The organism is Pyrococcus kukulkanii, from assembly GCF_041647995.1.
Taxonomy (GTDB): domain Archaea; phylum Methanobacteriota_B; class Thermococci; order Thermococcales; family Thermococcaceae; genus Pyrococcus.
This window is the reverse complement of record NZ_JARRIB010000002.1, coordinates 52491-73649: the sequence shown is the minus strand read 5'-3', so window position 1 is coordinate 73649 and position 21159 is coordinate 52491. Positions and strand designations below refer to the sequence as shown.

The following is a 21159-nucleotide window of genomic DNA, read 5'->3' as shown; positions in this document are numbered from 1 at the left end:
TTGATAGCCATGCCGAGAGGGATGGGATGGGGAAGGGGAAGAGGAAGGAGAAGGAAGATGCGGATGATAGGCTTCATACCTCAGGTTAGACACTTCTATCCAGCGCTACCCCCAGTAGGGCCTCCGAAGTCACCGATAATAATGACGTACGAGGAGTTTGAGGCCCTAAGGCTAGTGGACTATGAGGGACTTACCCAGGAAGAAGCGGGAGAGAGAATGGGAGTTTCAAGAGGAACCGTATGGAGAGCCCTTAATTCAGCAAGGAGGAAGATCGCACAGATGTTGGTTGAGGGGAGAGAATTAATCATTCTACCACAGGGCAATGAAGTGGTAAGTGATGAGGAATGAAAAAACTTGCGATAATAATTTTACTCCTGCTCCTGCCCAAAGTTCTCGCTTATAATGTAACGATCAAAGTTTTCCCCGATGGTTATGCACTAGTTAAAATCCTAGAAAATGTAAGTGTAGGAGAGAACGTTTCGGTGTTCCTCCCTATCCAAGATTTTACAAATTTATCTGTAAAGATAAATGACAAAGAGGTATCTTTTGTATTCATGAATAATGGAATCGTCGTTTATCCTGGGGAATCAGGAGTTCTTGAAGTTTCCTACTTGACATCGGAGCTGACATCGAAAAAAGGAAAAATCTGGAGGGTTAATTTACCTTTCAACGACACGAAAGTGGTAATTCTGCCTCAAGATTCCGTAATTGTTGGCTTATCTGGAATTCCCTTAAGCATAAATGGCAACTCCGTTGTCATGCCTAGGGGAACACAGTACATAGAGTACGTTTTCGAACATTGCATTGCGACGAGAACCGTGACTATAACTAAGACGGTGGCTGTAGCTGAGAAAATTAGTGACACGAGGAAAACAGCATTAGCTCTGTTATTTGGATTATTAATTGGTTTGGGAGTTGGAATATTTGGAAAAGAGATTAGATTTAAGAGATTAAAGGGAATAACGCTTGAAGAGCTCTCAGAAAAGTTCAACCTTAACGAGGATGAAAGGGCCGTTATAATGTACATTGCTGACCATGGTGGGAAGGTGAGGCAAGCAGATATTAGGAATGAACTTGGTATTCCAAGAACTACAACATGGAGAATTCTAAAAAGACTTGAAAGTTTGAATATAGTAAAATTAGAAAAAATAAATAATGAAACTTGGGCAGTTTTAAATATAGAACTTAAAACTAAGGACTAAAATACAACAGTTAATAGTAATAAATGGCAATTTATTACTATAATTGTGGGTAAATGCACCTGCCGATACGCGAGCTTTCATTTTTCAGGGATTAGCATCTATATAAGCCGGCTCTCATAATAAAATTAAAGGTTACGAAGAAAGATGGTAAGTCACTTCTTGAGCTTCTCCTTCTTAGGCCCACCGAGAGCAAGACCCAAGAGTGCAAGACCCCACACAATATAAAGACCCGCCTCTGGCTTCCCATAGTTAAGTATGTAGGCGGTAACTGGAAGCATTGAGATAATAACGAGACCAAAGCCAGCCCTTGAAGCTAACGCTACTAGACTACCTATTGGAGCCGCTAGTAATAACGTCATAAGTAGGATAAACAGGAATAGAATTATATCCGCCTCTTCTCTGCTCTTAACTTCCGAAAATATTTGGGGGACTATGTCTTCTGTGGTTACTTCATGTACTATCGAGCCCATAGTCTTCGTGAAGACTAACACTGCAACCTCGGAGTACGTTAGTTGGTACTCTTTGGAGTTTACTTGAACCGTTGCTATTGGAATGAAAACCAGGGAACCTATTAAAAGTACGGCTATGACAATTCTTGCCGCCGTTCCCATCTTTATCACCATTGGATTCACCAAATACGGCAGTAAGACTAGTTCGTATATCACCTTTTCTTTATAAAAATGCAACGGTTATTCTAATGTTCTCGTATTCGTCAGTGCTAATATATTTTAGCTTCTAAAGCCTTCCAAAATACTTTGGATCTTCTCTGTCTTTTTGGACTCTGAATTTGGAATGAAGGTAGGAATTGTCCTTTATTTGTTGTTTAAATCGGTGGTGTCCCTAATTTCTGGGAGATAACTCTTCTCTTTTAAAAATACAGGTTTAGTGGAGGTTCTCGGGCCTCTCTCTGCCTTTACATGTAATGTTCGTTTTTGTTCATTATTTTGGATATAATCAACCTTATATCTAAAATGATGAACAGAAATGTCGGGGCACCCCATACAGTATGGGGCATCCCTATCGAAAAGAGAGAAAACTTGTCAAAACCTTAAAGAACTCGGTCTTCCTCCCCTTCTCGGTTATAAACCGATAAATCTTCAGCTCCTTAACCCTCTCCCCATCAAGGTTTAGCTCATTAACGCTCTTGCATTCAGCTAGGCCCCTAACCACCTCCCATCCATTCGGGAATAGCGAATTAAAGTACTCCCTGGGATCAAACGACCTGAGAAACAGCTCGCCCTTTCTCGAAAGCCTGTAGTACGTGTGGTGCTTGTGAACCTCGAAGGCCTTCTTGAACCTAGCCTTGCTCCTCTTTATGGCACTCCCGGGATCACGCTCTATAAATCCAGCCTCCATGAGATCCTTTATTGCATCGTTGATTAAATCCACCGGAAGCCCACTAACCTTGGCCATCATCTTTGCGTAGTCAACTCCAGCCTTCTTCAAATGTAGAAGAACGTACAGATGAACCGGCAGGAGCTTAAGGAAGGAACCTGCCCGTTCTCCTTGCATACTCCCTCCACTCATCCCCAAACATCTCCTCTAGTTCCCTCTCTTCATCCCCTATAAACTTCAGCATGGAGAGCCAATACGCAACGGGCAGACCAAGCATGAACCCACCAACGATAAGGGAGAACCCAGGGATTATCAGAAATCCCCAGATGGAGTAGATAGGATGCCTAATCCTAGAATAGCATCCGGTAGTCAGGAGTTTACGCTCCCCGTAAGCTCTAGAAACTTGAGAGTAGCATACCAACCACAGAACTAACCCTAGGAACAGCATAATGTAACCTAAGACCGGTAATCCAAACCACAGTTTAAACCTGAAATTAAGGTAAAGGGCAAAGAGCGCGTAGGGGAGGGCAAACATCGAAACCCTGGGGACTATTCCAAAGAAGCTCATGGTTCCCTCACTAGCCTGTACCTCTCGTAGAGCATCTCCGCCTTTCCGTCCTTAAGGAAGAACTCAGCGTACATCTTCCTCCCGCCAGAGAGAGTAAAGGCCTTAACGTAGTCCTCCTCAACTACCTCTGGAACCAAGGGAACGCTTCCCCACTCTCCCTCGAGGAACAGGAAGTCTCCTCTTCTCTTTACCGTGAATTTTATAGTCCTCTTGAAGCCATAATAAGTTCCCTCGAGTCTCTTGAGTATCTCCTCCCTCCTTATGGCCTCTATCTTGTAGGGATCCTCTCCCAGTTTCTCGGCTAAGATGTACATCCCTATCAGGGAGGGAGCGTAGCCTGAAGCGTTCTCTAGCACGACTACTCCAAGCTCCTCATCCCTAATGTACCCGATGAAGCTCGTGTAAGAACCTAGGGAACCGCTGTGGCCTACTAGCCTTTTGCCGTAGAACCTTGGGTAGATTACGAGGCCGTAACCATAAGCTTCCCCTCCGAACATCTGCCAGGGCACTTCTATATACTCCTTCTCCATTAACTTGAGGTACTCCTCACTGACGGGTCCTTCGAGGGTGATGTACATCCTCAAATATTTCACGAGATCCTCCACGCAACTGATCAATCCGCCATCAGAGGTTATCCCGTACGGGAAGGGTTTTGGAACTAGCTTTCCCTCCTGAAGGATGTAGCCAGTAGCGAAGTCCTCGTCCTTTGGCCTAAAATCTGTCCTTTCCATCTTTAGCGGTTCTAGGATTTTCTCCCTTACAAAGTCCTCGTATCTAACCCCAGAGACTTTCTCGATGATGAGACCCAAGAGGACGTAGCCGGTGTTTGAGTAGAAGAACCTTTCTCCTGGCCTTGCAACGGCCCAGCTTTCCATGTCCTTTATAAAGGGCACTAAATCCTGGGGCTTAGCTACTGGCAACCAGCTCTCCTTAGAGCCAAAGAAACCATCAATGAAAGCTTCAGCATATCCCAGGGATGGAATTCCTGAGGAGTGGGTGAGAAGATGATGAACCCTGACGGGCTCTCCGAAGGGCTTGAGTTCTATCCCCAGGATATTGCCAACTTCAGCGTTTAAATCGAGCTTTCCCTCCTCAACTAACTTCATTACAGCTAGGGCAGTGAAGCTTTTAGTTACCGAGGCTATTCCATAGAGTGTCCTCTCCGTTGCGGGAAGGGCCTTCTCAACGTTCCTAAAGCCGATTCCTCTCATCTCAACTTTCTCTCCATCTATTACCCCGTAACTTATTCCTGGGATCTTGTTCTCCTTCATCTTCTCGACTATGAACTCCTCCATAGGACCACCTAATTAGAGTAGGTTTTGCTACTATTTAATATTTCGATGATCATTTGGACGCTATGACAACTGTTACAGGAAACGTTAATTCCTCATTCAGAATAATTTAACTTCGTGACCAAGTGTAGAATCTGTGGAAAGGAGAGTGAAGAGATAAGCGAGAGTATTGGAGTGTGCGTTGACTGCTTGAGAAGGGGCCACCTTGAGTTCTCCCTAAAGTCCCACAAAGAGTTTAGGGAAAGGATAGGCCTTCCTATAGAACCGCCCAAAGGGGGAGTTAAGTGCACCCTCTGTGTAAATGAATGTGAGGTTAAAGATGTAGGGTACTGCGGAGTGTGGATTAACTCCAACGGTCTAAGGCCCAAATACGGCTTTGATAAGGCGGAGCTCTTCTACTACCTAGATCCCCACCCAACCAACTGTGTTGCAGAGCCCGTATGTCCAGAAAAGGATCATATTGGGTTCTACAACCTTGCGGTGTTCTTCTACGCCTGCAACCTTGACTGCCTCTTCTGTCAAAATGTAGAGCACAAAACCTCTCACGGGTCGGTGGTTTCCATAGACGAACTAGTTAGTGTTGCCTTGGATAGGAGAGTAACCTGCGTGTGCTTCTTCGGTGGCGATCCAGCTCCCTACTCACCTTTCGCTATAAGGTTCTCTAGGAAGATATTGAAAAGGAAGAAGATAAGGATCTGCTGGGAAACTAATGGCCTAGAGAACCCAGGAATCATGAGAGAAATGGCCAGGGTAAGCAGGGAAAGCGGAGGAATAGTTAAGATAGACTGGAAAGCCTATACTCCAGAGGTTTATGAAGCTTTAACGGGTGTTAATGGAGAGAAGGCCGTGGAGAGGATAAAGGAAAACATTAGGATAGTCAAAGAGGAGGATGCGGAGCTGGTCGTGAGCACTTTGGTTGTCCCGCACTACGTTGACGAGGTTGAGGTGGGGGGAATAGTTGATTATATAGCCTCGATAGACAGAAATATTCCATATGTCCTCTTGGCATTCCACCCAGAACATTTAATGAACGACGTTCCAACGACGAGTTATGAGCAGATGGAAAAGCTCGTGAGAATTGCAAAGAAAAAATTGAAAAGGGTTTTTGTGGGAAATCCGTGGCTCTTAAGGCTCACTTCCCCTTGAAGAATATCCAGAATCCCAATAAGAGGCCAGGGCCAACTAAGAGCAGTGGAGCGAAATAGTTCTTTATGTATGAGACTAAAGCGTAATAACTAAGGGCAAACGAGATCAATGTTATCCCCAAGATAACATTTTTGTCAGCCCCTTTCTTCTTCTTTACGTCAACTGACATGCTTTCTACGGTCAAAAAACCCAGGATTCCATAGCCAATTGCTCCTAACAGCGCTGCTATTCTTTGGGGCCAGGTAACTGCGAACGCTGCTATGAAGAGCATTACTAGCCCTCCACCTGTAAAGAACATAAATGACAATATCTCAAGCATCGTTGAACACCACTTTTACTGAGTTGTAAAACTTTTTAACGTTTTTCTAAATGTAAAATTGCTAGTTGGGAAGAAAATCTCCACTTATTTGGAGGGAGATCTAAAATATGGAGGATATCATGTCACCTTTTCAAACAGTGCATAGAAGAATCCTATTGTATCGTGTCGATGGGGCCATGCCCTCATTGTTCCTTCTGAGAAGCCTGGATCATAGGGACCTTCAAGCTTTATCAGCCTAAATTCTTGATGGGTATTTAGGAACCATTTAACGTTTTCCTCGTTTTCCTCTAAGAATATACTACATGTTGTGTAAAGAATTCTCCCTCCAGGCTTCACCAGCTTTGCCGCGCTTTCCAAGAGTTCTCTTTGCAACTTTGCCATCTCCTCTATCTTGCTTTCCCTGAGCCTCCACCTTAACTCTGGATTTTTACCTATGGTACCAGAGGAAGTGCAGGGTGCATCTAGCAAAACCTTATCGGCTACTTCTTCTCCTAAAATTTCAGGGGCTTTTCTTGCGTCCTTTATTATTGGCTTAACGATCTTAATGCCCATCCTATTAACGAAGTCTTTGAGCCTCTTCATTCTAGCCTTGTCTATGTCAAAAGCGTAAATCTTACCCTTGTTCTGCATTAACTCTGCCATATGAGTCGTTTTTCCTCCTGGAGCTGCGGCTAAGTCCACAACAATTTCCCCAGGTTGGGGGTTTAAGATAAGGGATGCGACTGCAGAAGCTTCCTCTTGAACTATTATCTTCCCTTTTTTGAAGAGGTCACTGGAGTCGAAATCGTACGGTCCTTTGATCTTTATAACAGTTGGTGCCCTTTCACTCTTTAAAACTTCGACCCCCTCTTCTTTGAATCTCTCAATGACGGAATCAACATCTGCCTTTAGAGTGTTGACCCTTATACTTATCCACTCGTGCCTCCTATTTACAGCTTTGAAAAAGGCCTCAGTTTCCTCATTTAATATTGTTTTAACCCTTTCTATAAGCCATGCTGGGGCTAGGTACTCCCATTCAAGCTTCTCTAATTCTGTTTTTGGGTTTGGTTTGTACCCTAGGATTTTGTCCATTAGATCCCAGTAATACATGCCAACGTACGGGTGAGTTCTCGCTGAGATGAAGTCTGATGCCTTCCAACGGAGGTTCTTCAGTGTGTTAGCATTGGGCTCGTGGAAGAGAACTATGTCAAAAGCTACCCTTAGGGCCGCTCTGAGCCAGGGATCGAGGATTAGGGGGGTTACGCCCACAACCTCTTGAATTGCCTTATCTATAAGTCCTTGTTTCTTCATTATGTCATAAAATATCATTGTAAGAACCCTATTGAGCCACGCCTCTTCTATCTCGTGCTTCTTGAATGCTTCTCTTTTTGCATATTGGCTTGGTTTTATAATCTCTCCTAACCTAACGGCCTCTATTATTGCTCTAATGCCTCTAGGAGGTATTGACAGCTTCTTTTCTTCTTTAGTCTCCATCGTTATTGAGTTCTTTTCTCCTCTTTTAAATTCAACGTTATCTTATATAATAGTAAAAATACTGCATTTTCTACTTCTTATAGGAGTATAAAATTGCCATTTTTTACTGAATTATCGAGTTTTAATTTATAATTTATCAAAGTATTTTAATATTTCAAATAGAAACTAAAAGAAAATTATTTATTTGATCATTATTATTTCTATGAAAAATAGTAAAACATTCAAGTCTCAGTTTGAAATAGTAGCCAAAAATACATGAAAAATAATTCAAAGGTTTAAAAATAAGGAACTACAGGCCTTTTTTCTCCATTTCCTCAACGTACCTAACTACATTCATCACTATCTCCCTTGCCTTGCCTATGTAGTTTTCTGGCTTTAGGCTCTCTAGGTCTTCTTGAGTTAGGTACCTCATTGCCTCTTCGCTCTCTCTTACAACCTCCAGGAGATCCCTACTCTCTCTAAAGGCCTTCATCGCTAGCTGTCTCACTAGCTCGTGAGCCTCTTGTCTTCCCATTCCCCTCTCTGCAAGCTTAAGCATTAATGGTTCGGCCATTATCAGGTTCTTCGTGAGGTAGAGGTTCCTCTTTATGTTCTCAGGGAAGAATTCCAGCCCTCTGAGAACCTTCTTCATTACCTTGAGCATCTCATCTAGAAGGACAAAGCTCTCCGGCAGAATCACCCTTTCCACTGAAGAATTAGTAAGATCTCTCTCGTGCCACAGCGGATTGTTTAGCAAAGCTGGGATTACGTTAGAGTAGAGAACCCTTGCCAAACCGCAGATCTTTTCAGTTCTTATTGGATTCCTCTTGTGAGGCATCGTTGATGAGCCCACCTGTTTTGTTCCGAATGGCTCGCTGACCTCGAGTATTTCCGTTCTCTGGAGGTTCCTGATTTCTAGTCCCATTTTATCAAGGGTTGAGGCAACTAACGCGAGGAAAAACATTAGCTCGGCGTAGACGTCTCTTTGAACTATCTGATTTGTAATCCTCGCAGGTTTAAGGCCCAGATCCTCCATTACAAGTCTTTCAATTTCAAAGGCCTTTTCGCCAAAGGAAGCAGCAGTTCCAACGGCTCCTCTCATCTTCCCAACCAGAACTCTCTCCTTGAGTTGGTGCAGTCTTTCTATGTGCCTCTGTATCTCATCAAGCCACAGGGCAAATTTCATTCCATATGTTGTTGGGACTGCATGCTGACCGTGAGTTCTTCCAATGCACACGGTATCTATATGTTTTAGGGCGAGATCCTTTAGGATGGATCTCAGCTCCTTTAAGTCCTTCTCAACTATCTCAAGGCTCTCCTTTATTAGTAGGGCATTGGCGGTATCAATTATATCGTTCGATGTAGCACCAAGGTGAACGTACTTCCCGTGCTCCCCGCAGACCTCGCTTAGGGCTTTTACCATGGCCATTATGTCATGATGAATCTCGGCTTCAATCTCTTTTACCCTTTCTAGTTTTACCCACTTTGTGTTTGCTCTCTCTGAGATCACTCTGGCGCTCTCTTCTGGAATGTTTCCGACTTTTGCATGAGCCCTAGCCAATGCAGCTTCAACGTCCAACAGCTTTTGTAGTTTGTTTTCCTCATCCCAGATTTTTCTCATTTCTTCGCTACCGTACCTGTAATCTATGGGGTGAACGGCCATTATATCACCAATTGCTTGTAAAATTATATGGTTTTAATGTTTATCTTTTTACATATTTATGTTAAAATTTAGGGCTGGAATAACCATTTATAAATTTGCACCTATAAAATTGGTGAGGCGATGATGAAGCCTTCCGCGCCTGAATGGTGAGGAGTGGACGGCTTCCTGAGCCCTGCTTTTTATGCACTGGGACTTATCTAAACTAATAAAGTTTTTACTTTCTTTTTACAAAAATTTCTATGGCGAGTAAGAGTGAGAGAGGTACTTCTTCTGCTTGTGGCTGGGATTGGGGGCTTTATAGGCTCTTTAATGAGTGGAGGGAGCATGATAACATTCTTTATTCTGACACTCCTTAATATTCCAACAAAAACTGCTGTGGGAACATTAAAGATGGTTATTGCTGGGCTGACTCTTGTGTCTTTCCTAACTTACCTTAGGGCAGGTGTTTTGAATTTGAAAATAGCCCTGCCTTTAGTTCTCTCTTCTTTTGTTGGGTCGTATGTTGGAAGCGCTTTTCTGCTGAGTGTGCCTGATAATATTGCCAACTTGTTTGTAATGGTATTTCTCATAGTTGGAACATACTTTACAGTAAAAGAATCCCAGGAAGTTCCAACATTTAGAGAAGGAAATCTAATGCTCCAGCTCCTTGTAGGGTTAGCGATCGGAATCTATATAGGCATTTTGGGGATAGCATCTACTCTGGTGGTTATATCTTTTTTGAGAATGTTCTTCAAAGTTGAGCTTTTGGAAGCAAATGCAATAGCAAAGCTCATAATCTTCTTCAACAACTTTATTGCTTTTATCACATATGCGAGAAATGGATTCGTTGATTACCCCATTGGAATGCTTTTAATTTTCCCTGTTATTGTGGGCTCATGGTTTGGAGCAAAAACTGCCCTTAAACTAGATTCCAAGCATCTTAAGGAAGTATTTCTTGGTATTTCCATACTGACGCTAATTAACCTCCTCAGAAACATAATGGGAATTTAAAAACGAAAAAAATGAGAAAAAAGTGTTTTTATCTCCTCCTTATTGAGCTGAAGCAGAAGGATAACTGCACTTCCCACTCCAAGAACTATAAAGAAACTAATCATAGAGAAGAGTGTGTTACTTCTTTTTCGTGACTCTGGATTAAAGATCTCGAACCTTTTTTATTTCCAACGTAGCGTTCATCATAATAAATAGGGAATTGGCTCAATCCTACTAGGAGTCTCGAAGGATTTAATTTCGAGTAGTATAATAGTCATATTTTCATCCTTGTTCCACTCTCCCTAAATTAAGAGCTTTTGGTGGAAAATGCATATACACTACCGTTAATATTGAAATATAACGCCACTATTGGCGCTAAAGATTGATATTTCCCTCTTACTGGTGATACAATAATTCCGGACCGTTTCCGCTACCAGTTGTAGTGCAAGTGGTGCGGTTGGCTTTGCACTCCCGCTCACATTGGAGCCACCGGATCAGCCTTCGGGCCGAACGGAAACGGCCCCAAAACAAAAACACACTCAAAACCTTAAAACACAAAAATACATGAATGCAACAAAAGAAACTACAAAAAGAACAGCCTTTTATAAAAGTCACATTACCTTGTGCTGATTAGATAAAGTTGAAGGGTATCCAGTTTCGTTTATTGTCGCTTTTTAGCTATGGTGTTATTACTAACTTGGCAAAATTCAAAGCTCTGGGTACAATAACTGTGAATACCCTCGTAGCTGAATGATAGCAGAGTCTGGGAAATTTTACTCCACTCTTGGGCACGTGGTTTGCTGGAACTTCAGCTGCGGTTTCTGGAGGGATTGTAACGTCAACGTAAATGTGCATTGGATCAGCCATCCATCGTTCCTATACTTTACATCCTCAGTGGCGACTTGTTCTCCAGTATCCCTGTAAAGAGCACCAGCAAATTATTCTGCTCCACCCATATGGATAGCCGCTACTAACTATTTCGTGGGATGCTTGAGTAAAAGATTTATTATGTGTAAACTAGGGTAGGTATATTGCCCTTGGATAATTCTAAAAAGGTATAGGAAAAGCTGTTAAAAACGGTTTTTTAAATTCATTCCTTGTACGCTATCGCCTCTATCTCTATAAGGACGTCCTTAGGCAGTCTAGCAACCTCAACTGCTACCCTTGCAGGTTTTGATTCTCCAAAGTACTTGGCATAAACTTCATTCATTGCAGCAAAGTCATCCATATTCTTTAAGTAAACTGTGACCTTAACAACGTCGTTTAGGGTATAACCAGCTGCTTCGAGAATTGCTTTTATGTTTTCGAGAACCTGCCTCGTCTGCTCCTTTATATCTCCCTTAACTAACTCTCCTGTTTCAGGGTTAATTGGTATCTGGCCTGCAATGAAGAGGAAGTTTCCAGCCTTTATCGCTTGGCTATAGGGGCCTATTGGTTTTGGAGCTCTTTCAGTGAAAACTATCTCCTTCATAGAACCACCAAATTATGTTGGGGGAAAGGAGGATAAAAATGTTTAGACGTATTAGACGTAGTAGTACTCTCCCTTTTCTTTCTGTTCCCTGTCCTTTACTGAACCTTCCTTGTTTGCTCTTGGCCTCCCTGTGTCTGGATCTCTCCTGAAAGTTATTCCTACGGACGCTAGGAATCTGTTCATCCCTTCCCTCATTCCCATGGGAGGTAGGGCCTTTCCGTATCTTCCTGGTTCTCCCTCAAAGACCATTAGTCTGTCGCTAACGTAATCTATCATGAGAACGTCGTGCTCAACTACCAATGCTGTCTTTTCATTCTTCTCCATCAGATGTCTTATGGCCCTAGAAACTGCCAGTCTCTGCTCTACGTCAAGGTACGCTGAGGGTTCATCTAAAAGGTATATGTCGGCATCCCTAAGAAGGGTTGCAGCTATAGCTACTCTCTGTAGCTCGCCGCCCGAAAGTTCGTTGACTTCTCTATCGTACAGGTCTGGGATTCCCAGTGGTTTTAGAAGTTCGGTTTTGTAGAAGTTGCTGCTGAGCTTTGAGGAGTCTATCTTACTTAGTAACTCATACACTGTTCCCTCGTATTCTGCTTTGATGTACTGAGGCTTGTAGGCCACAGTTAGATCCCACTCTATCTTTCCTTCCGTTGGCTCTTCAACTCCTGCAAGCATCTTTACGAAGGTTGTTTTTCCTATACCATTGGGCCCAACTATCCCTATAACTTCTCCTTTCCTTATCTCACCAGGCTCGACCTCAAGCCTGAAGCTATCGTAATCTTTTACAAGCCTTGGATACTCAACGAGAACCTCCCTCTCAACCTCGACTCTCTCGCTTGTCTTGGTGAACTTTATCTCGTACGGCCTGAATCTAACGTTTTCGTCCTTCAAGTAACCCCTAAGGAATTCATTAATTCCGTTTCTTGTTCCTTTTGGCTGGGAGAATATTCCGTAGACTCCAGGTTCACCGTAAACCACATGGATTATATCACTTAGGTAGTCAAGAACCGCTAGATCGTGCTCAACAACTAAGACAGATTTTCCGTCATCTGCTAACCTTCGTATAACCTTCGCAACATTCAACCTCTGCCTTATGTCTAGATAGCTTGAAGGTTCGTCGAAGAAGTAGAAGTGGGCATTCCTTAGCAAGGCTGCAGCAATTGCCACTCTCTGCAACTCACCACCTGACAAGTGCTGTATTTCCCTATCAAGAACGTTCTCCAACTCTAAGGCTTTAACGATTTCATCGAACTTCCCAGTTTCATCGGCTTTCTTCAGCAGATCCCTAACCTTCCCCTTAACGGCCTTTGGAATTAAATCCACATATTGGGGTTTAACGACAGGTCTTATCTCCCCATTCTTGAGTCTCTTGAAGTAGTTCTGTAGCTCATTGCCCCTGAATGCCTTAATAACTCCATCCCAACTGTCATTGTCTCCGCAGAGGTTGGGAATAAGCTGTCCGGCGAGTATTTTTACCGCAGTGGTTTTTCCCGTACCGTTTGGCCCGACGATTCCGACAACCATTCCGTCCTTGACCACGGGCAGCCTGTATAGAACGAAGGCGTTGATCCCGTAGCGGTGGACACAGTCTTCCTCAAGTTGCTCTGGTAGGTTCACTATGCTTATAGCGTTAAAGGGACACTTGTGGACGCAGATCCCACAACCTGTACAGCTTGCTTCCTGAATTATCGGCTTGTAGTTATCCTCATCTATTACTATTGCCTCCCCACCCATCCTATTTACGGGACAGACACGCTCACATAGAAAATGACCACACTTGTCGGGGTTGCACTTATCATAGTTGATGACCGCGATTCTCACTTTCCATCCCCCTGGGGCTTTTCTAATGGGGGATTTAAAAAGATCATCCAAAATTCGACGTTCGTTTGATAGGGATACAGCAATTGTCATAACAGAATTTGAGGGAATGTAGGAGTGCACACATTGTTTCATAGCGATAAAAATGCTTTTAAGTGACTTTACAAATATCAAGCCAGACTCAGTGGGGGTATGCTCATGACCATGGAAGAGAAAGTTAAGGAGCTGTATGAGAAGAGGAAAAAGATAATGCAAATGGGTGGGGAGGGGGCCATAAAGAAGCAGCACGATAAAGGCAAGCTTACGGCCAGAGAAAGGCTTGAGCTTTTACTTGACCCGGGAAGCTTCGTTGAGATTGGAATGTTTGTGAAGCACAGGGCTACAGAATTCGGAATGGACAAGAGGGATCTCCCAGCTGATGGAGTAATTACGGGATATGGAACGATTGATGGAAGATTGGTGTTTGTCTATGCTCAGGACTTCACGGTAATGGGTGGTTCCCTGGGAGAGATGCACGCGATGAAGATCAAGAGAATCATGGAGTTGGCTCTAGAGGCAGGAGCTCCGGTAATAGGCCTCAACGATTCTGGAGGAGCAAGGATACAAGAAGGAGTTGACTCCCTCAAGGGTTATGGTGAAATATTCAAGATGAACACAGTTTTAAGTGGAGTTGTTCCGCAGATTACGGCCATAATGGGGCCATGCGCGGGAGGAGCAGTTTACAGTCCGGCAATAGGCGACTTTATCCTAATGGTTGACAACCCGGCAACCTTCATGTTTATCACCGGCCCCCAGGTGGTCAAGGCCGTAACTGGAGTTGATGTTACCCCCGTCCAATTGGGAGGCGCAATGGTTCACGCTCAAAAGAGCGGACAAGCCCATCTAATAGGCAAAAACGATGAGGAAGTAATCGCGCTAATAAAGAGGTTATTGAGCTACCTCCCATCAAACAACATGGAGAAGCCACCCAGAGTCAAAACTAAAGATGATCCATTCAGAAGAACACCAGAACTCTATGACATAGTTCCCGACGATCCAAACAAAGGTTACGACGTTAGGCAGGTAATTTACTCAATCGTTGACAGGGACGAGAACGGCAATCCAGACTTTCTTGAACTACAACCCTACTTCGCACCCAACGCCGTGATAGGGTTTGGAAGGATAAATGGGCAGACAGTGGGAATAGTGGCGAACAATCCAATACACTTGGCTGGAGTCCTTGATATTGACTCAAGTGACAAGATCGCGAGGTTTGTGAGGTTCTGTGATGCATTCAACATCCCAATAGTAACATTCGTGGACGTCCCAGGGTACCTCCCAGGGGTTGATCAGGAGAGCAGGGGAATAATCAGGCATGGTGCAAAAGTTCTCTACGCCTACGCCGAAGCAACGGTTCCAATGGTCACTATAATCTTAAGAAAGGCCTATGGTGGAGCGTACCTCGCGATGGGATCGAAGCATTTGGGAGCTGACTTCGTCTTCGCGTGGCCGACGGCAGAGATTGCAGTCATGGGTCCAGAAGGAGCAGCAAACATCATCTTCAGAAAGGAAATTGCGAAAGCAGAGAACCCCGAAGAGTTCAGGAGACAGAAGATTCAAGAATACAGGGAGAAGTTCGCTAACCCGTACGTTGCTGCATCGAGAGGGTACATTGATGATGTTATTGATCCTGCAGAGACTAGGGCTAAGATAGTTATGGCCCTCGAGGCTCTAGAGAATAAGAGGGTCAAGTTGCCTCCAAAGAAGCACGGCAACATTCCGCTCTGAGGTGAGATTAATGGCGGGATTCCTTGAGGGACTGTACATTACTGTCCTGGGTGTTACAGTGGTCTTTTCAGTACTCTCAATTCTTGCCATTGTAATGTACGGAATAGGATGGGCTGAGAGGAGGCTTGTTGAAAAGGAGAAGCCTAAGAGGGAAGAAAAACCTGCTGGGAGGAGAGAGGAGGTTAAGACGGAGGAGAAACTAGATGAGAAGAAGGTTGCAATAATAACTGCGGCAATAATGGCTTATTTGAGCCAAAAGAGACCAAAAGAAGTGCTAATTAAGAGGAAACCCTCTCAGAATTGGTGGTTATCTGGGTTGACTACTTATGTTGAGGAAGTTGAGAACTTCAACTACGAACTCGGGAAGTGGTGAGAATGAAGGTTAGGGTTGTCATTAATGGAGAAGAGTATGAGGTTGAAGTTGAGGAAGTAATGCCCGGAAAGTTCAGGGTCACACTGAGCGGAGAAACTTATGAAGTTGAGGCCAAGGACTTAGGGATATCAGTTCCTGTCACAACTCCCACGCCAACTCCGACTCCAGTATCAACTCCGGCCCCCACACCTACGCCAGTACCAACTCCCACTCCAGTTGCTCCGCAAACGCCAGCACCACAGGTCTCCGAGAACGTCGTCACCGCTCCAATGCCTGGGAAAGTGCTGAAGATTCTGGTTCATGAGGGGCAACAAGTGAGGATTGGGCAGGGTCTTCTAGTATTAGAGGCCATGAAGATGGAGAATGAGATTCCAGCACCGAAAGATGGGGTTGTTAAGAAGATTCTTGTAAAGGAAGGGGATGCTGTGGATACTGGAACTCCATTAATTGAGCTTGGGTGATGCTGATGGGACTCGAGCAGGCTTTGGTTGATTTCTTCACTCATATGGGCATCCTTAATTTAACCGTTGGGAATATAGTGATGATACTTGTTGGCTTGACCCTTGTGTACCTCGCGATTAGATATAAGATGGAGCCCCTCCTCTTGTTGCCTATTGGGATAAGTGCAGTGTTAGTTAACCTTCCCTTATCTCACGTGGCAAATTGGCCCTTGGCTCCTCAACTCCCTCCAGACGTCCAAGGAAACATCTTTGCAACATTGAGTTATTTAAATGAGCAATATGGTCCTCCGGGAATCTTTGATCTGATATACTACCTCCTGATAAAAACTGAGGTAGTGCCACTCTTGATATTCTTCGGATTGGGTGCAATGACGGACTTCGGCCCAATGATTGCTGATCCAAAGACGGCTTTACTTGGGGCTGCGGCCCAGATTGGAGTGTTCGTTGCAATGCTTACCGCGATACTCTTGGGCTTTGATCTCAAAGAGGCAGCATCAATTGGTATCATTGGAGGCGCCGATGGGCCAACTACGATCTATCTAACGACTAAACTCGCTCCACATATACTCTCGGCGACTGCCGTTGCTGCCTACAGTTACATGAGCCTTGTTCCTCTGATTCAGCCTCCAGTCATTAAGGCCCTAACGACTCCTGAGGAGAGGAGGATTAGGATGGAGCAACTACGGCCGGTGTCGAAGAGGGAGAAGATACTCTTCCCAATTGCAAGCATGATTGTCATCGGTTTGCTTGTTCCTTCAGCTGCTCCCCTCATTGGAATGCTGATGATAGGGAACTTATTCAGGGAAAGCGGTGTTGTTCAGAGGCTTAGCAAGGCTGCTCAGGAGGAGCTCATGAACATTGTGACTATATTCCTGGGGCTTGGTGTAGGATCAACGATGAGGGCGGAGAGCTTTCTTACTCCTAAGACTTTAATGATCTTGGCCCTTGGAGTTGTGGCCTTTGCTTCGGCAACCGCTGGCGGTGTGCTATTTGGAAAGTTGATGATGAAGCTCTCGGGGGGGAGGATAAACCCAATGATTGGTGCCGCTGGAGTTTCGGCAGTTCCGATGTCAGCAAGGGTAGTTCAGAAGCTTGCTGCAGAAGAAGACCCAGGGAACTTTATATTAATGCACGCCATGGGACCAAACGTTGCTGGAGTTATTGGAACTGCAGTTGTTGCTGGAGTGTTCCTCTCTGCCCTTGGCTGACTCCTTTCCTTTTCTTAGAGATAAACCGTTATAAGCACAAAGCCTACCCTTCTAGGGATTAACATGTCAAGGCTTAGTGAAGAAGAGAGGAAGAGATTGCCCCAGGATGCCCTTGATTTCCACAGAAATAACTTCCCTGGGAACGGTAAAATTGAGGTAATTCCAAAGGTTCCGCTCAAGAACTTCTATCATCTAAGCTTAGCGTATACACCGGGGGTTGCGGAGCCTTGTAAAGTTATAAGAGATGGGGAGGATCCCGATGAATACACTATAGTCCCAAATACAGTTGCCGTGGTTACTGACGGTTCGGCAATCCTCGGTCTTGGCGATATAGGAGTTCTAGCAGGAATGCCGGTTATGGAAGGAAAATGTGTTCTCTTCAAGGCCCTAGCTGGGATTGATGCATTCCCGATCCTAATAGACACTAAAGATGTTGACAAAATAGTTGAAACGGTAAAGTTGATCTCCAAGGGGTTTGGAGGCATAAACCTTGAGGATATCTCAGCCCCAAGATGCTTTGAGATAGAGGAGAGGTTAAAGAAAGAACTTGATATCCCTGTTTTCCACGATGATCAACACGGTACTGCCGTGGTAACCCTTGCCGGTTTAATTAACGCATTAAAGGTCGTTGGCAAAAAATTCAATGAAATAAAGGTGGCAATTAGCGGTGCAGGAGCTGCAGGAATTGCGATAGCCAAGATACTTCACCACGTAGGTGTCAGGGAGATAGTAGCAGTTGACAGGAAGGGAATAATCCACGAGGAAAGAGAAGATCTAAATCCGTACAAGAGGGAAATAGCAAAGTATAACATCCATGGGATCGAAGGGGGCTTAGCTGAGGCAATGGAAGGAGCGGATGTATTTATTGGCGTGAGCGTTGGGGGGATAGTTACTCCAGATATGGTTAGGAGAATGGCAGATGACGCGATAGTATTTGCCATGGCAAACCCAATTCCGGAGATAATGCCCGATGAAGCTAAAAAGGCCGGAGCGGGGATAGTAGCAACGGGAAGGAGTGACTTTCCAAACCAGATAAACAACGTCCTAGGATTCCCAGGAATTTTCAGAGGAGCGTTAGATGTTAAGGCTATGGATATAACTCTAAACATGAACATTGCTGCTGCGAACGCAATAGCCTCGGTAATTCCTGAAGATGAGTTGGATGAGGAAAACATAATCCCCTCCCCCCTGCACCCCAATGTTTATCCAAAGGAAGCTAGGGCAGTTGCTGAGCAAGCAATCAAAGATGGCATTGCGAGGAGGAAAGTTAAAGGAGAGTGGGTTGAGGAGCACACAAGAAAGCTGAGGGAGTTCTACCAGAGGTTCATAGCCCCAATAAACGATGTTAGAAAAAGCTTTGAACCTTAATTTTACTTTTATCGAACAAAAATCTTATATAGTATGGAAGTAAAAACAGTTATGGTGTCAATATGGACTTTGATTTGTTCATGGAAAAATATGGGTACAAGTTGTTGGGTTTAGGAATAGTTATTTTAATTGCGGTCGTCCTAGGATTTCCCCTCTATGCTCTTTGGCGCTTTATAAAGGAATACCCAGAGACCATGCTGACGATTCTGATAATAATTATTATAACCTCCGTGTTCCTCCGGGGGTATTTCAAAGCGTATGGAGAGGCAATGGGAAAGTACTTCTACGATGATAAATTTGGGAAGAGGCCCTAGGGGATAACCTGGGTTCCCGTCTTGCCTTCCAATGCTTCTACAGCTTTCTCAAGGTGAGCTATTATTGCCCTCTTCCCACCCCATCTCACGAACCTTATCGCGGCGAGAACCTTGGGCCCCATACTTCCAGCCTTGAAGTGCCCCTCGTTATAGTACTTCTCCAGCTCCTCCACCTTTACTTCCCTAAGCCATGTCTCCTTCTCAGTTCCATAATACAGAGCTGCTCCGTTGACATCTGTTAAAATCATTAGTATATCTGCATTTACTTCTTCTGCAAGTCTTTCTCCGGCGAGATCCTTGTCTATTACAGCTTCGACTCCTCTTATCTCTCCATCCTCCTGGATTACCGGGACTCCACCGCCACCGCTTGCTATAACTATAACTCCAGCCTCAACTAATCTCTTTATTACCTCTGCTTCAACATGAGATTTGGGATCTGGACTTGGGACAACTCTCCTCCAGCCTCTTCCCGCGTCCTCTCTAACTACCCATCCTTTTTCTTTGGCAAGTCTTTTCGCAGTCTCTTCATCGTAAAATGGACCAACGGGCTTGGTTGGGTTCTCAAAAGCAGGATCATCCTTATCTACTATAGTCTGTGTGATTATTGTAACTACATCTTTCTTTATCCCCCTCTTTTCAAGTTCGTTCTTTAGAGCCTGTTGGATCATATATCCAATCCACCCTTGAGTCATTGCTCCAGCAACATCCATTGGCTGAGCGGGAATACCGTGCACGGCCTGTCCTGCATCCATGTGCAACAATAGGGTTCCTACCTGAGGACCATTACCGTGGGTAATCACTACCTCGTAACCTCTCGCTATTATTTCAGCTATCTGCTTGGCAGTATTCTTTACGTTCTCCATCATCTCCTCATAAGCCCCCTTTTGTCCTCTCTGCTGAAGGGCGTTACCGCCAAGAGCTATAACGACTCTTTTAGGCATGAAACACCACCAAAATTAGTTGGAAAAGCTTGAATAAAAGCCTTTGTTAGCCATAAAATATCAAATACCGAAAATTATGCAAAATTCCCTAGAGCTTGAGAGTACAATATTAAAGTTTTATATTGAACAATATCAAACTAAAATTCAATGAACTAGGTAGTTCATTCAGAGAGTTTCGAAAATTTTGCGGGTTTTTAGTGAATAAAAAAGCATGTCACTAGAACTTTCCATACCCTTCCATGGGAATTGGGCATAGAATTATTTTTCTCGCCCACCAACACTCTCCACAGCTTGGTACATTACCCCAGCAGTCCATTTTTGATCCTCTTGCATAATCACGCGCCTCAACAACTGGGCAGTCAGTACACGAAGGGTACAGAGAATTCTTGACGATGAATCTAAACCATTCCGAGACATACTTGAGGGTAAACTTTTGAGAGCACCTCGCTACTCTCAACAGACTTCATCATAGATTATCATCAAGATATCAAGGAGTATAAAAGAGATGCTAGCAATTAAAATTACAATTTGGATAAATTAACTTTGTTTTGCAATATAACTTATTAGTTCTTATCTATACAAGAGAAAATTTTATAAACTAAAATATGTATAGTAATTTGGCAAACACTTAGAGGGTGAGAAATATGAAACAAAAATGCTGGATTATTTTTGGAGTCATCTTTATAATACTAGGATCTATTATTCCAGTAGAAGCTACTACTACCATAGTAGGAACAGAGGTATATAGCAAGATTCATAAATCTTGGTCAGGGGTTGACAAGTGTACTCTAGTTAGAACAGTTCGTCCAACTGCAGGTGGCGATACTCCTTCCGTGACCGTGACAATTCCCTGGGATAATTTAGCTGTAGTAAGTTTAATAGTTACCCGACTATACAGTGGAGTTAAAACTAATACAGGAGATAAACTTAAATTTACAGAGGCTATGGGTTCTGTGTTTTTTGGAAAGGGAAGTTACCACTCGTTCTCAGGCCCTACTTGGAGCGGATATGAAGAATATTGAATAGTCCCCACAGAGATGTACGGGTACGGAGGAAAAACAGGAACCACTATCACAAAGACATATACTCTAACCGTATATGCCAAATCTGAAACTGAAGCTGAAACAGAAGTAAAAGCAGGTTTTGACCTTTTGGGGATTGGCGCTGAAGTTTCAGTAAGAGTAGTTGGAACTGCTGGTGTCGAAGGGAGATACACAGTAGAGGTGAAGATTACACAATATAAGCATTACTATACTACTATATTCCAAGGGACGATGCATAGACATTATCACGTGGAAGGGTCAGGTATCCTACCAATGAGTACAGGAAGTCAAAAGGTAAAAAGTGTAGATAACGATAACAAAAATTCACGTGACCTTTATGAATATAAAGACTTCGACTTTACAAGGCGCCACACATTCTATAGTTATGAGGACGTAGACCTAACGTCATTGGGGTCTCGTGGAACTTTAACTTCATAGGAGGGATAGAC

The 21159-nt window shown here is 43.9% G+C and carries 23 protein-coding genes; 12 read left to right on the top strand and 11 right to left on the bottom strand.

Features of this window, described 5'->3' with window-relative positions; translation table 11 throughout:
- The first annotated feature begins 9 nt into the window (after positions 1 to 9).
- Positions 10 to 348, top strand: a complete 339-nt coding sequence (locus P8X24_RS04410; protein ID WP_372914584.1) for a DUF134 domain-containing protein — start codon at positions 10 to 12, stop codon at positions 346 to 348.
- A complete protein-coding gene (locus P8X24_RS04405) occupies positions 345 to 1202 on the top strand; it encodes a helix-turn-helix transcriptional regulator (RefSeq protein WP_372914265.1) in 858 nt (285 codons plus the stop codon). The genes P8X24_RS04410 and P8X24_RS04405 overlap by 4 nt, the downstream gene beginning before the upstream one ends.
- Before the next feature lie 152 nt (positions 1203 to 1354).
- Here the strand turns inward: P8X24_RS04405 and P8X24_RS04400 are convergent, their stop codons facing one another.
- The 4 genes from P8X24_RS04400 to P8X24_RS04385 form a co-directional block, all read right to left on the bottom strand.
- A complete protein-coding gene (locus P8X24_RS04400) occupies positions 1355 to 1825 on the bottom strand; it encodes a hypothetical protein (RefSeq protein WP_372914264.1) in 471 nt (156 codons plus the stop codon).
- A gap of 394 nt (positions 1826 to 2219) precedes the next feature.
- Positions 2220 to 2714: a DUF2250 domain-containing protein gene (locus P8X24_RS04395; protein WP_372914263.1), complete on the bottom strand. Its 495-nt coding sequence runs from the start codon at positions 2712 to 2714 to the stop codon at positions 2220 to 2222.
- The gene (locus tag P8X24_RS04390) at positions 2683 to 3105 is read right to left on the bottom strand and encodes a methyltransferase family protein (RefSeq protein WP_372914262.1); all 423 of its coding nucleotides are present in this window, start codon (positions 3103 to 3105) and stop codon (positions 2683 to 2685) included. The genes P8X24_RS04395 and P8X24_RS04390 overlap by 32 nt, the downstream gene beginning before the upstream one ends.
- Positions 3102 to 4400 (bottom strand): serine hydrolase, encoded by a 1299-nt coding sequence (locus P8X24_RS04385; protein ID WP_372914261.1) that lies wholly within the window; start codon positions 4398 to 4400, stop codon positions 3102 to 3104. Before P8X24_RS04385 ends, P8X24_RS04390 begins: the two co-directional genes overlap by 4 nt.
- A 114-nt stretch (positions 4401 to 4514) precedes the next feature.
- On the opposite strand from P8X24_RS04385, the gene P8X24_RS04380 reads away from it, so the two are divergent.
- Entirely contained in the window at positions 4515 to 5543 is a 1029-nt protein-coding gene (locus P8X24_RS04380) for a radical SAM protein (RefSeq protein WP_372914260.1), read from the top strand.
- Here P8X24_RS04380 and P8X24_RS04375 read toward each other — a convergent pair.
- From P8X24_RS04375 to purB, 3 genes are all read right to left on the bottom strand, one after another.
- Positions 5530 to 5862 carry a hypothetical protein gene (locus P8X24_RS04375; RefSeq protein WP_372914259.1) on the bottom strand — a complete coding sequence of 111 codons (333 nt, stop codon included), beginning with the start codon at positions 5860 to 5862 and terminating at the stop codon, positions 5530 to 5532. The two genes, P8X24_RS04380 and P8X24_RS04375, sit on opposite strands and share 14 nt — an antisense overlap.
- Positions 5863 to 5979: 117 nt before the next feature.
- A complete protein-coding gene (locus tag P8X24_RS04370) occupies positions 5980 to 7335 on the bottom strand; it encodes an RsmB/NOP family class I SAM-dependent RNA methyltransferase (RefSeq protein ID WP_372914258.1) in 1356 nt (451 codons plus the stop codon).
- A gap of 289 nt (positions 7336 to 7624) precedes the next feature.
- Positions 7625 to 8977: an adenylosuccinate lyase gene (purB, locus tag P8X24_RS04365; protein ID WP_372914257.1), complete on the bottom strand. Its 1353-nt coding sequence runs from the start codon at positions 8975 to 8977 to the stop codon at positions 7625 to 7627.
- A 252-nt stretch (positions 8978 to 9229) separates the two neighbouring features.
- On the opposite strand from purB, the gene P8X24_RS04360 reads away from it, so the two are divergent.
- Positions 9230 to 9967 (top strand): sulfite exporter TauE/SafE family protein, encoded by a 738-nt coding sequence (locus tag P8X24_RS04360; protein ID WP_372914256.1) that lies wholly within the window; start codon positions 9230 to 9232, stop codon positions 9965 to 9967.
- 657 nt (positions 9968 to 10624) lie between these two features.
- Here P8X24_RS04360 and P8X24_RS04355 read toward each other — a convergent pair.
- The 3 genes from P8X24_RS04355 to P8X24_RS04345 all read right to left on the bottom strand — a co-directional run bounded on the left by P8X24_RS04355 (position 10625) and on the right by P8X24_RS04345 (position 13238).
- A complete protein-coding gene (locus P8X24_RS04355) occupies positions 10625 to 10813 on the bottom strand; it encodes a hypothetical protein (RefSeq protein ID WP_372914255.1) in 189 nt (62 codons plus the stop codon).
- A 223-nt stretch (positions 10814 to 11036) separates the two neighbouring features.
- Complete coding sequence (locus tag P8X24_RS04350) at positions 11037 to 11417, bottom strand: RidA family protein (RefSeq protein WP_068321341.1); 381 nt, start codon at positions 11415 to 11417, stop codon at positions 11037 to 11039.
- Positions 11418 to 11468: 51 nt separating this feature from the next.
- On the bottom strand, positions 11469 to 13238 hold the full coding sequence (locus tag P8X24_RS04345; protein ID WP_372914254.1) for a ribosome biogenesis/translation initiation ATPase RLI: 1770 nt from the start codon (positions 13236 to 13238) through the stop codon (positions 11469 to 11471).
- Positions 13239 to 13433: 195 nt separating this feature from the next.
- Here P8X24_RS04345 and mmdA point away from each other — a divergent pair, with 195 nt between their 5' ends.
- From mmdA to P8X24_RS04315, 6 genes are all read left to right on the top strand, one after another.
- Positions 13434 to 15002 (top strand): methylmalonyl-CoA decarboxylase subunit alpha, encoded by a 1569-nt coding sequence (gene mmdA / locus P8X24_RS04340; protein ID WP_372914253.1) that lies wholly within the window; start codon positions 13434 to 13436, stop codon positions 15000 to 15002.
- Positions 15003 to 15012: 10 nt separating this feature from the next.
- Complete coding sequence (locus tag P8X24_RS04335; protein WP_068321350.1) at positions 15013 to 15375, top strand: OadG family protein; 363 nt, start codon at positions 15013 to 15015, stop codon at positions 15373 to 15375.
- 2 nt (positions 15376 to 15377) lie between these two features.
- A complete protein-coding gene (locus P8X24_RS04330; RefSeq protein WP_372914252.1) occupies positions 15378 to 15836 on the top strand; it encodes an acetyl-CoA carboxylase biotin carboxyl carrier protein subunit in 459 nt (152 codons plus the stop codon).
- Positions 15837 to 15841: 5 nt separating this feature from the next.
- Positions 15842 to 17044 carry a sodium ion-translocating decarboxylase subunit beta gene (locus P8X24_RS04325; protein WP_372914251.1) on the top strand — a complete coding sequence of 401 codons (1203 nt, stop codon included), beginning with the start codon at positions 15842 to 15844 and terminating at the stop codon, positions 17042 to 17044.
- A 63-nt stretch (positions 17045 to 17107) separates the two neighbouring features.
- A complete protein-coding gene (locus tag P8X24_RS04320) occupies positions 17108 to 18412 on the top strand; it encodes an NAD(P)-dependent malic enzyme (protein WP_372914250.1) in 1305 nt (434 codons plus the stop codon).
- Between the two features lie 62 nt (positions 18413 to 18474).
- Positions 18475 to 18726 carry a hypothetical protein gene (locus P8X24_RS04315; RefSeq protein WP_372914249.1) on the top strand — a complete coding sequence of 84 codons (252 nt, stop codon included), beginning with the start codon at positions 18475 to 18477 and terminating at the stop codon, positions 18724 to 18726.
- Here P8X24_RS04315 and arcC read toward each other — a convergent pair.
- Positions 18723 to 19667, bottom strand: coding sequence for a carbamate kinase (gene arcC / locus P8X24_RS04310; protein WP_372914248.1), 945 nt, complete (start codon positions 19665 to 19667; stop codon positions 18723 to 18725). The two genes, P8X24_RS04315 and arcC, sit on opposite strands and share 4 nt — an antisense overlap.
- Positions 19668 to 20311: 644 nt before the next feature.
- On the opposite strand from arcC, the gene P8X24_RS04305 reads away from it, so the two are divergent.
- Together P8X24_RS04305 and P8X24_RS04300 are read left to right on the top strand one after the other, a co-directional pair.
- Positions 20312 to 20689, top strand: a complete 378-nt coding sequence (locus P8X24_RS04305) for a hypothetical protein (RefSeq protein WP_372914247.1) — start codon at positions 20312 to 20314, stop codon at positions 20687 to 20689.
- 15 nt (positions 20690 to 20704) lie between these two features.
- Positions 20705 to 21148, top strand: a complete 444-nt coding sequence (locus tag P8X24_RS04300) for a hypothetical protein (RefSeq protein ID WP_372914246.1) — start codon at positions 20705 to 20707, stop codon at positions 21146 to 21148.
- The last annotated feature ends 11 nt before the right edge of the window (positions 21149 to 21159 follow it).

Excerpts from the sequence above, each read along its gene's own strand:
- P8X24_RS04405 (WP_372914265.1), top strand. The coding sequence starts at position 345 with ATGAAAAAACTTGCGATAATAATTTTACTCCTGCTCCTGCCCAAAGTT.
- P8X24_RS04395 (WP_372914263.1), bottom strand. The coding sequence starts at position 2,714 with ATGCAAGGAGAACGGGCAGGTTCCTTCCTTAAGCTCCTGCCGGTTCAT.
- P8X24_RS04300 (WP_372914246.1), top strand. The coding sequence starts at position 20,705 with ATGTACGGGTACGGAGGAAAAACAGGAACCACTATCACAAAGACATAT.
- P8X24_RS04335 (WP_068321350.1), top strand. The coding sequence starts at position 15,013 with ATGGCGGGATTCCTTGAGGGACTGTACATTACTGTCCTGGGTGTTACA.
- P8X24_RS04305 (WP_372914247.1), top strand. The coding sequence starts at position 20,312 with ATGAAACAAAAATGCTGGATTATTTTTGGAGTCATCTTTATAATACTA.
- P8X24_RS04370 (WP_372914258.1), bottom strand. The coding sequence starts at position 7,335 with ATGGAGACTAAAGAAGAAAAGAAGCTGTCAATACCTCCTAGAGGCATT.
- purB (WP_372914257.1), bottom strand. The coding sequence starts at position 8,977 with ATGGCCGTTCACCCCATAGATTACAGGTACGGTAGCGAAGAAATGAGA.
- P8X24_RS04385 (WP_372914261.1), bottom strand. The coding sequence starts at position 4,400 with ATGGAGGAGTTCATAGTCGAGAAGATGAAGGAGAACAAGATCCCAGGA.
- P8X24_RS04315 (WP_372914249.1), top strand. The coding sequence starts at position 18,475 with ATGGACTTTGATTTGTTCATGGAAAAATATGGGTACAAGTTGTTGGGT.
- P8X24_RS04325 (WP_372914251.1), top strand. The coding sequence starts at position 15,842 with ATGGGACTCGAGCAGGCTTTGGTTGATTTCTTCACTCATATGGGCATC.
- arcC (WP_372914248.1), bottom strand. The coding sequence starts at position 19,667 with ATGCCTAAAAGAGTCGTTATAGCTCTTGGCGGTAACGCCCTTCAGCAG.
- P8X24_RS04400 (WP_372914264.1), bottom strand. The coding sequence starts at position 1,825 with ATGGTGATAAAGATGGGAACGGCGGCAAGAATTGTCATAGCCGTACTT.
- mmdA (WP_372914253.1), top strand. The coding sequence starts at position 13,434 with ATGACCATGGAAGAGAAAGTTAAGGAGCTGTATGAGAAGAGGAAAAAG.
- P8X24_RS04410 (WP_372914584.1), top strand. The coding sequence starts at position 10 with ATGCCGAGAGGGATGGGATGGGGAAGGGGAAGAGGAAGGAGAAGGAAG.
- P8X24_RS04375 (WP_372914259.1), bottom strand. The coding sequence starts at position 5,862 with ATGCTTGAGATATTGTCATTTATGTTCTTTACAGGTGGAGGGCTAGTA.
- P8X24_RS04330 (WP_372914252.1), top strand. The coding sequence starts at position 15,378 with ATGAAGGTTAGGGTTGTCATTAATGGAGAAGAGTATGAGGTTGAAGTT.
- P8X24_RS04390 (WP_372914262.1), bottom strand. The coding sequence starts at position 3,105 with ATGAGCTTCTTTGGAATAGTCCCCAGGGTTTCGATGTTTGCCCTCCCC.
- P8X24_RS04350 (WP_068321341.1), bottom strand. The coding sequence starts at position 11,417 with ATGAAGGAGATAGTTTTCACTGAAAGAGCTCCAAAACCAATAGGCCCC.
- P8X24_RS04320 (WP_372914250.1), top strand. The coding sequence starts at position 17,108 with ATGTCAAGGCTTAGTGAAGAAGAGAGGAAGAGATTGCCCCAGGATGCC.
- P8X24_RS04355 (WP_372914255.1), bottom strand. The coding sequence starts at position 10,813 with ATGGCTGATCCAATGCACATTTACGTTGACGTTACAATCCCTCCAGAA.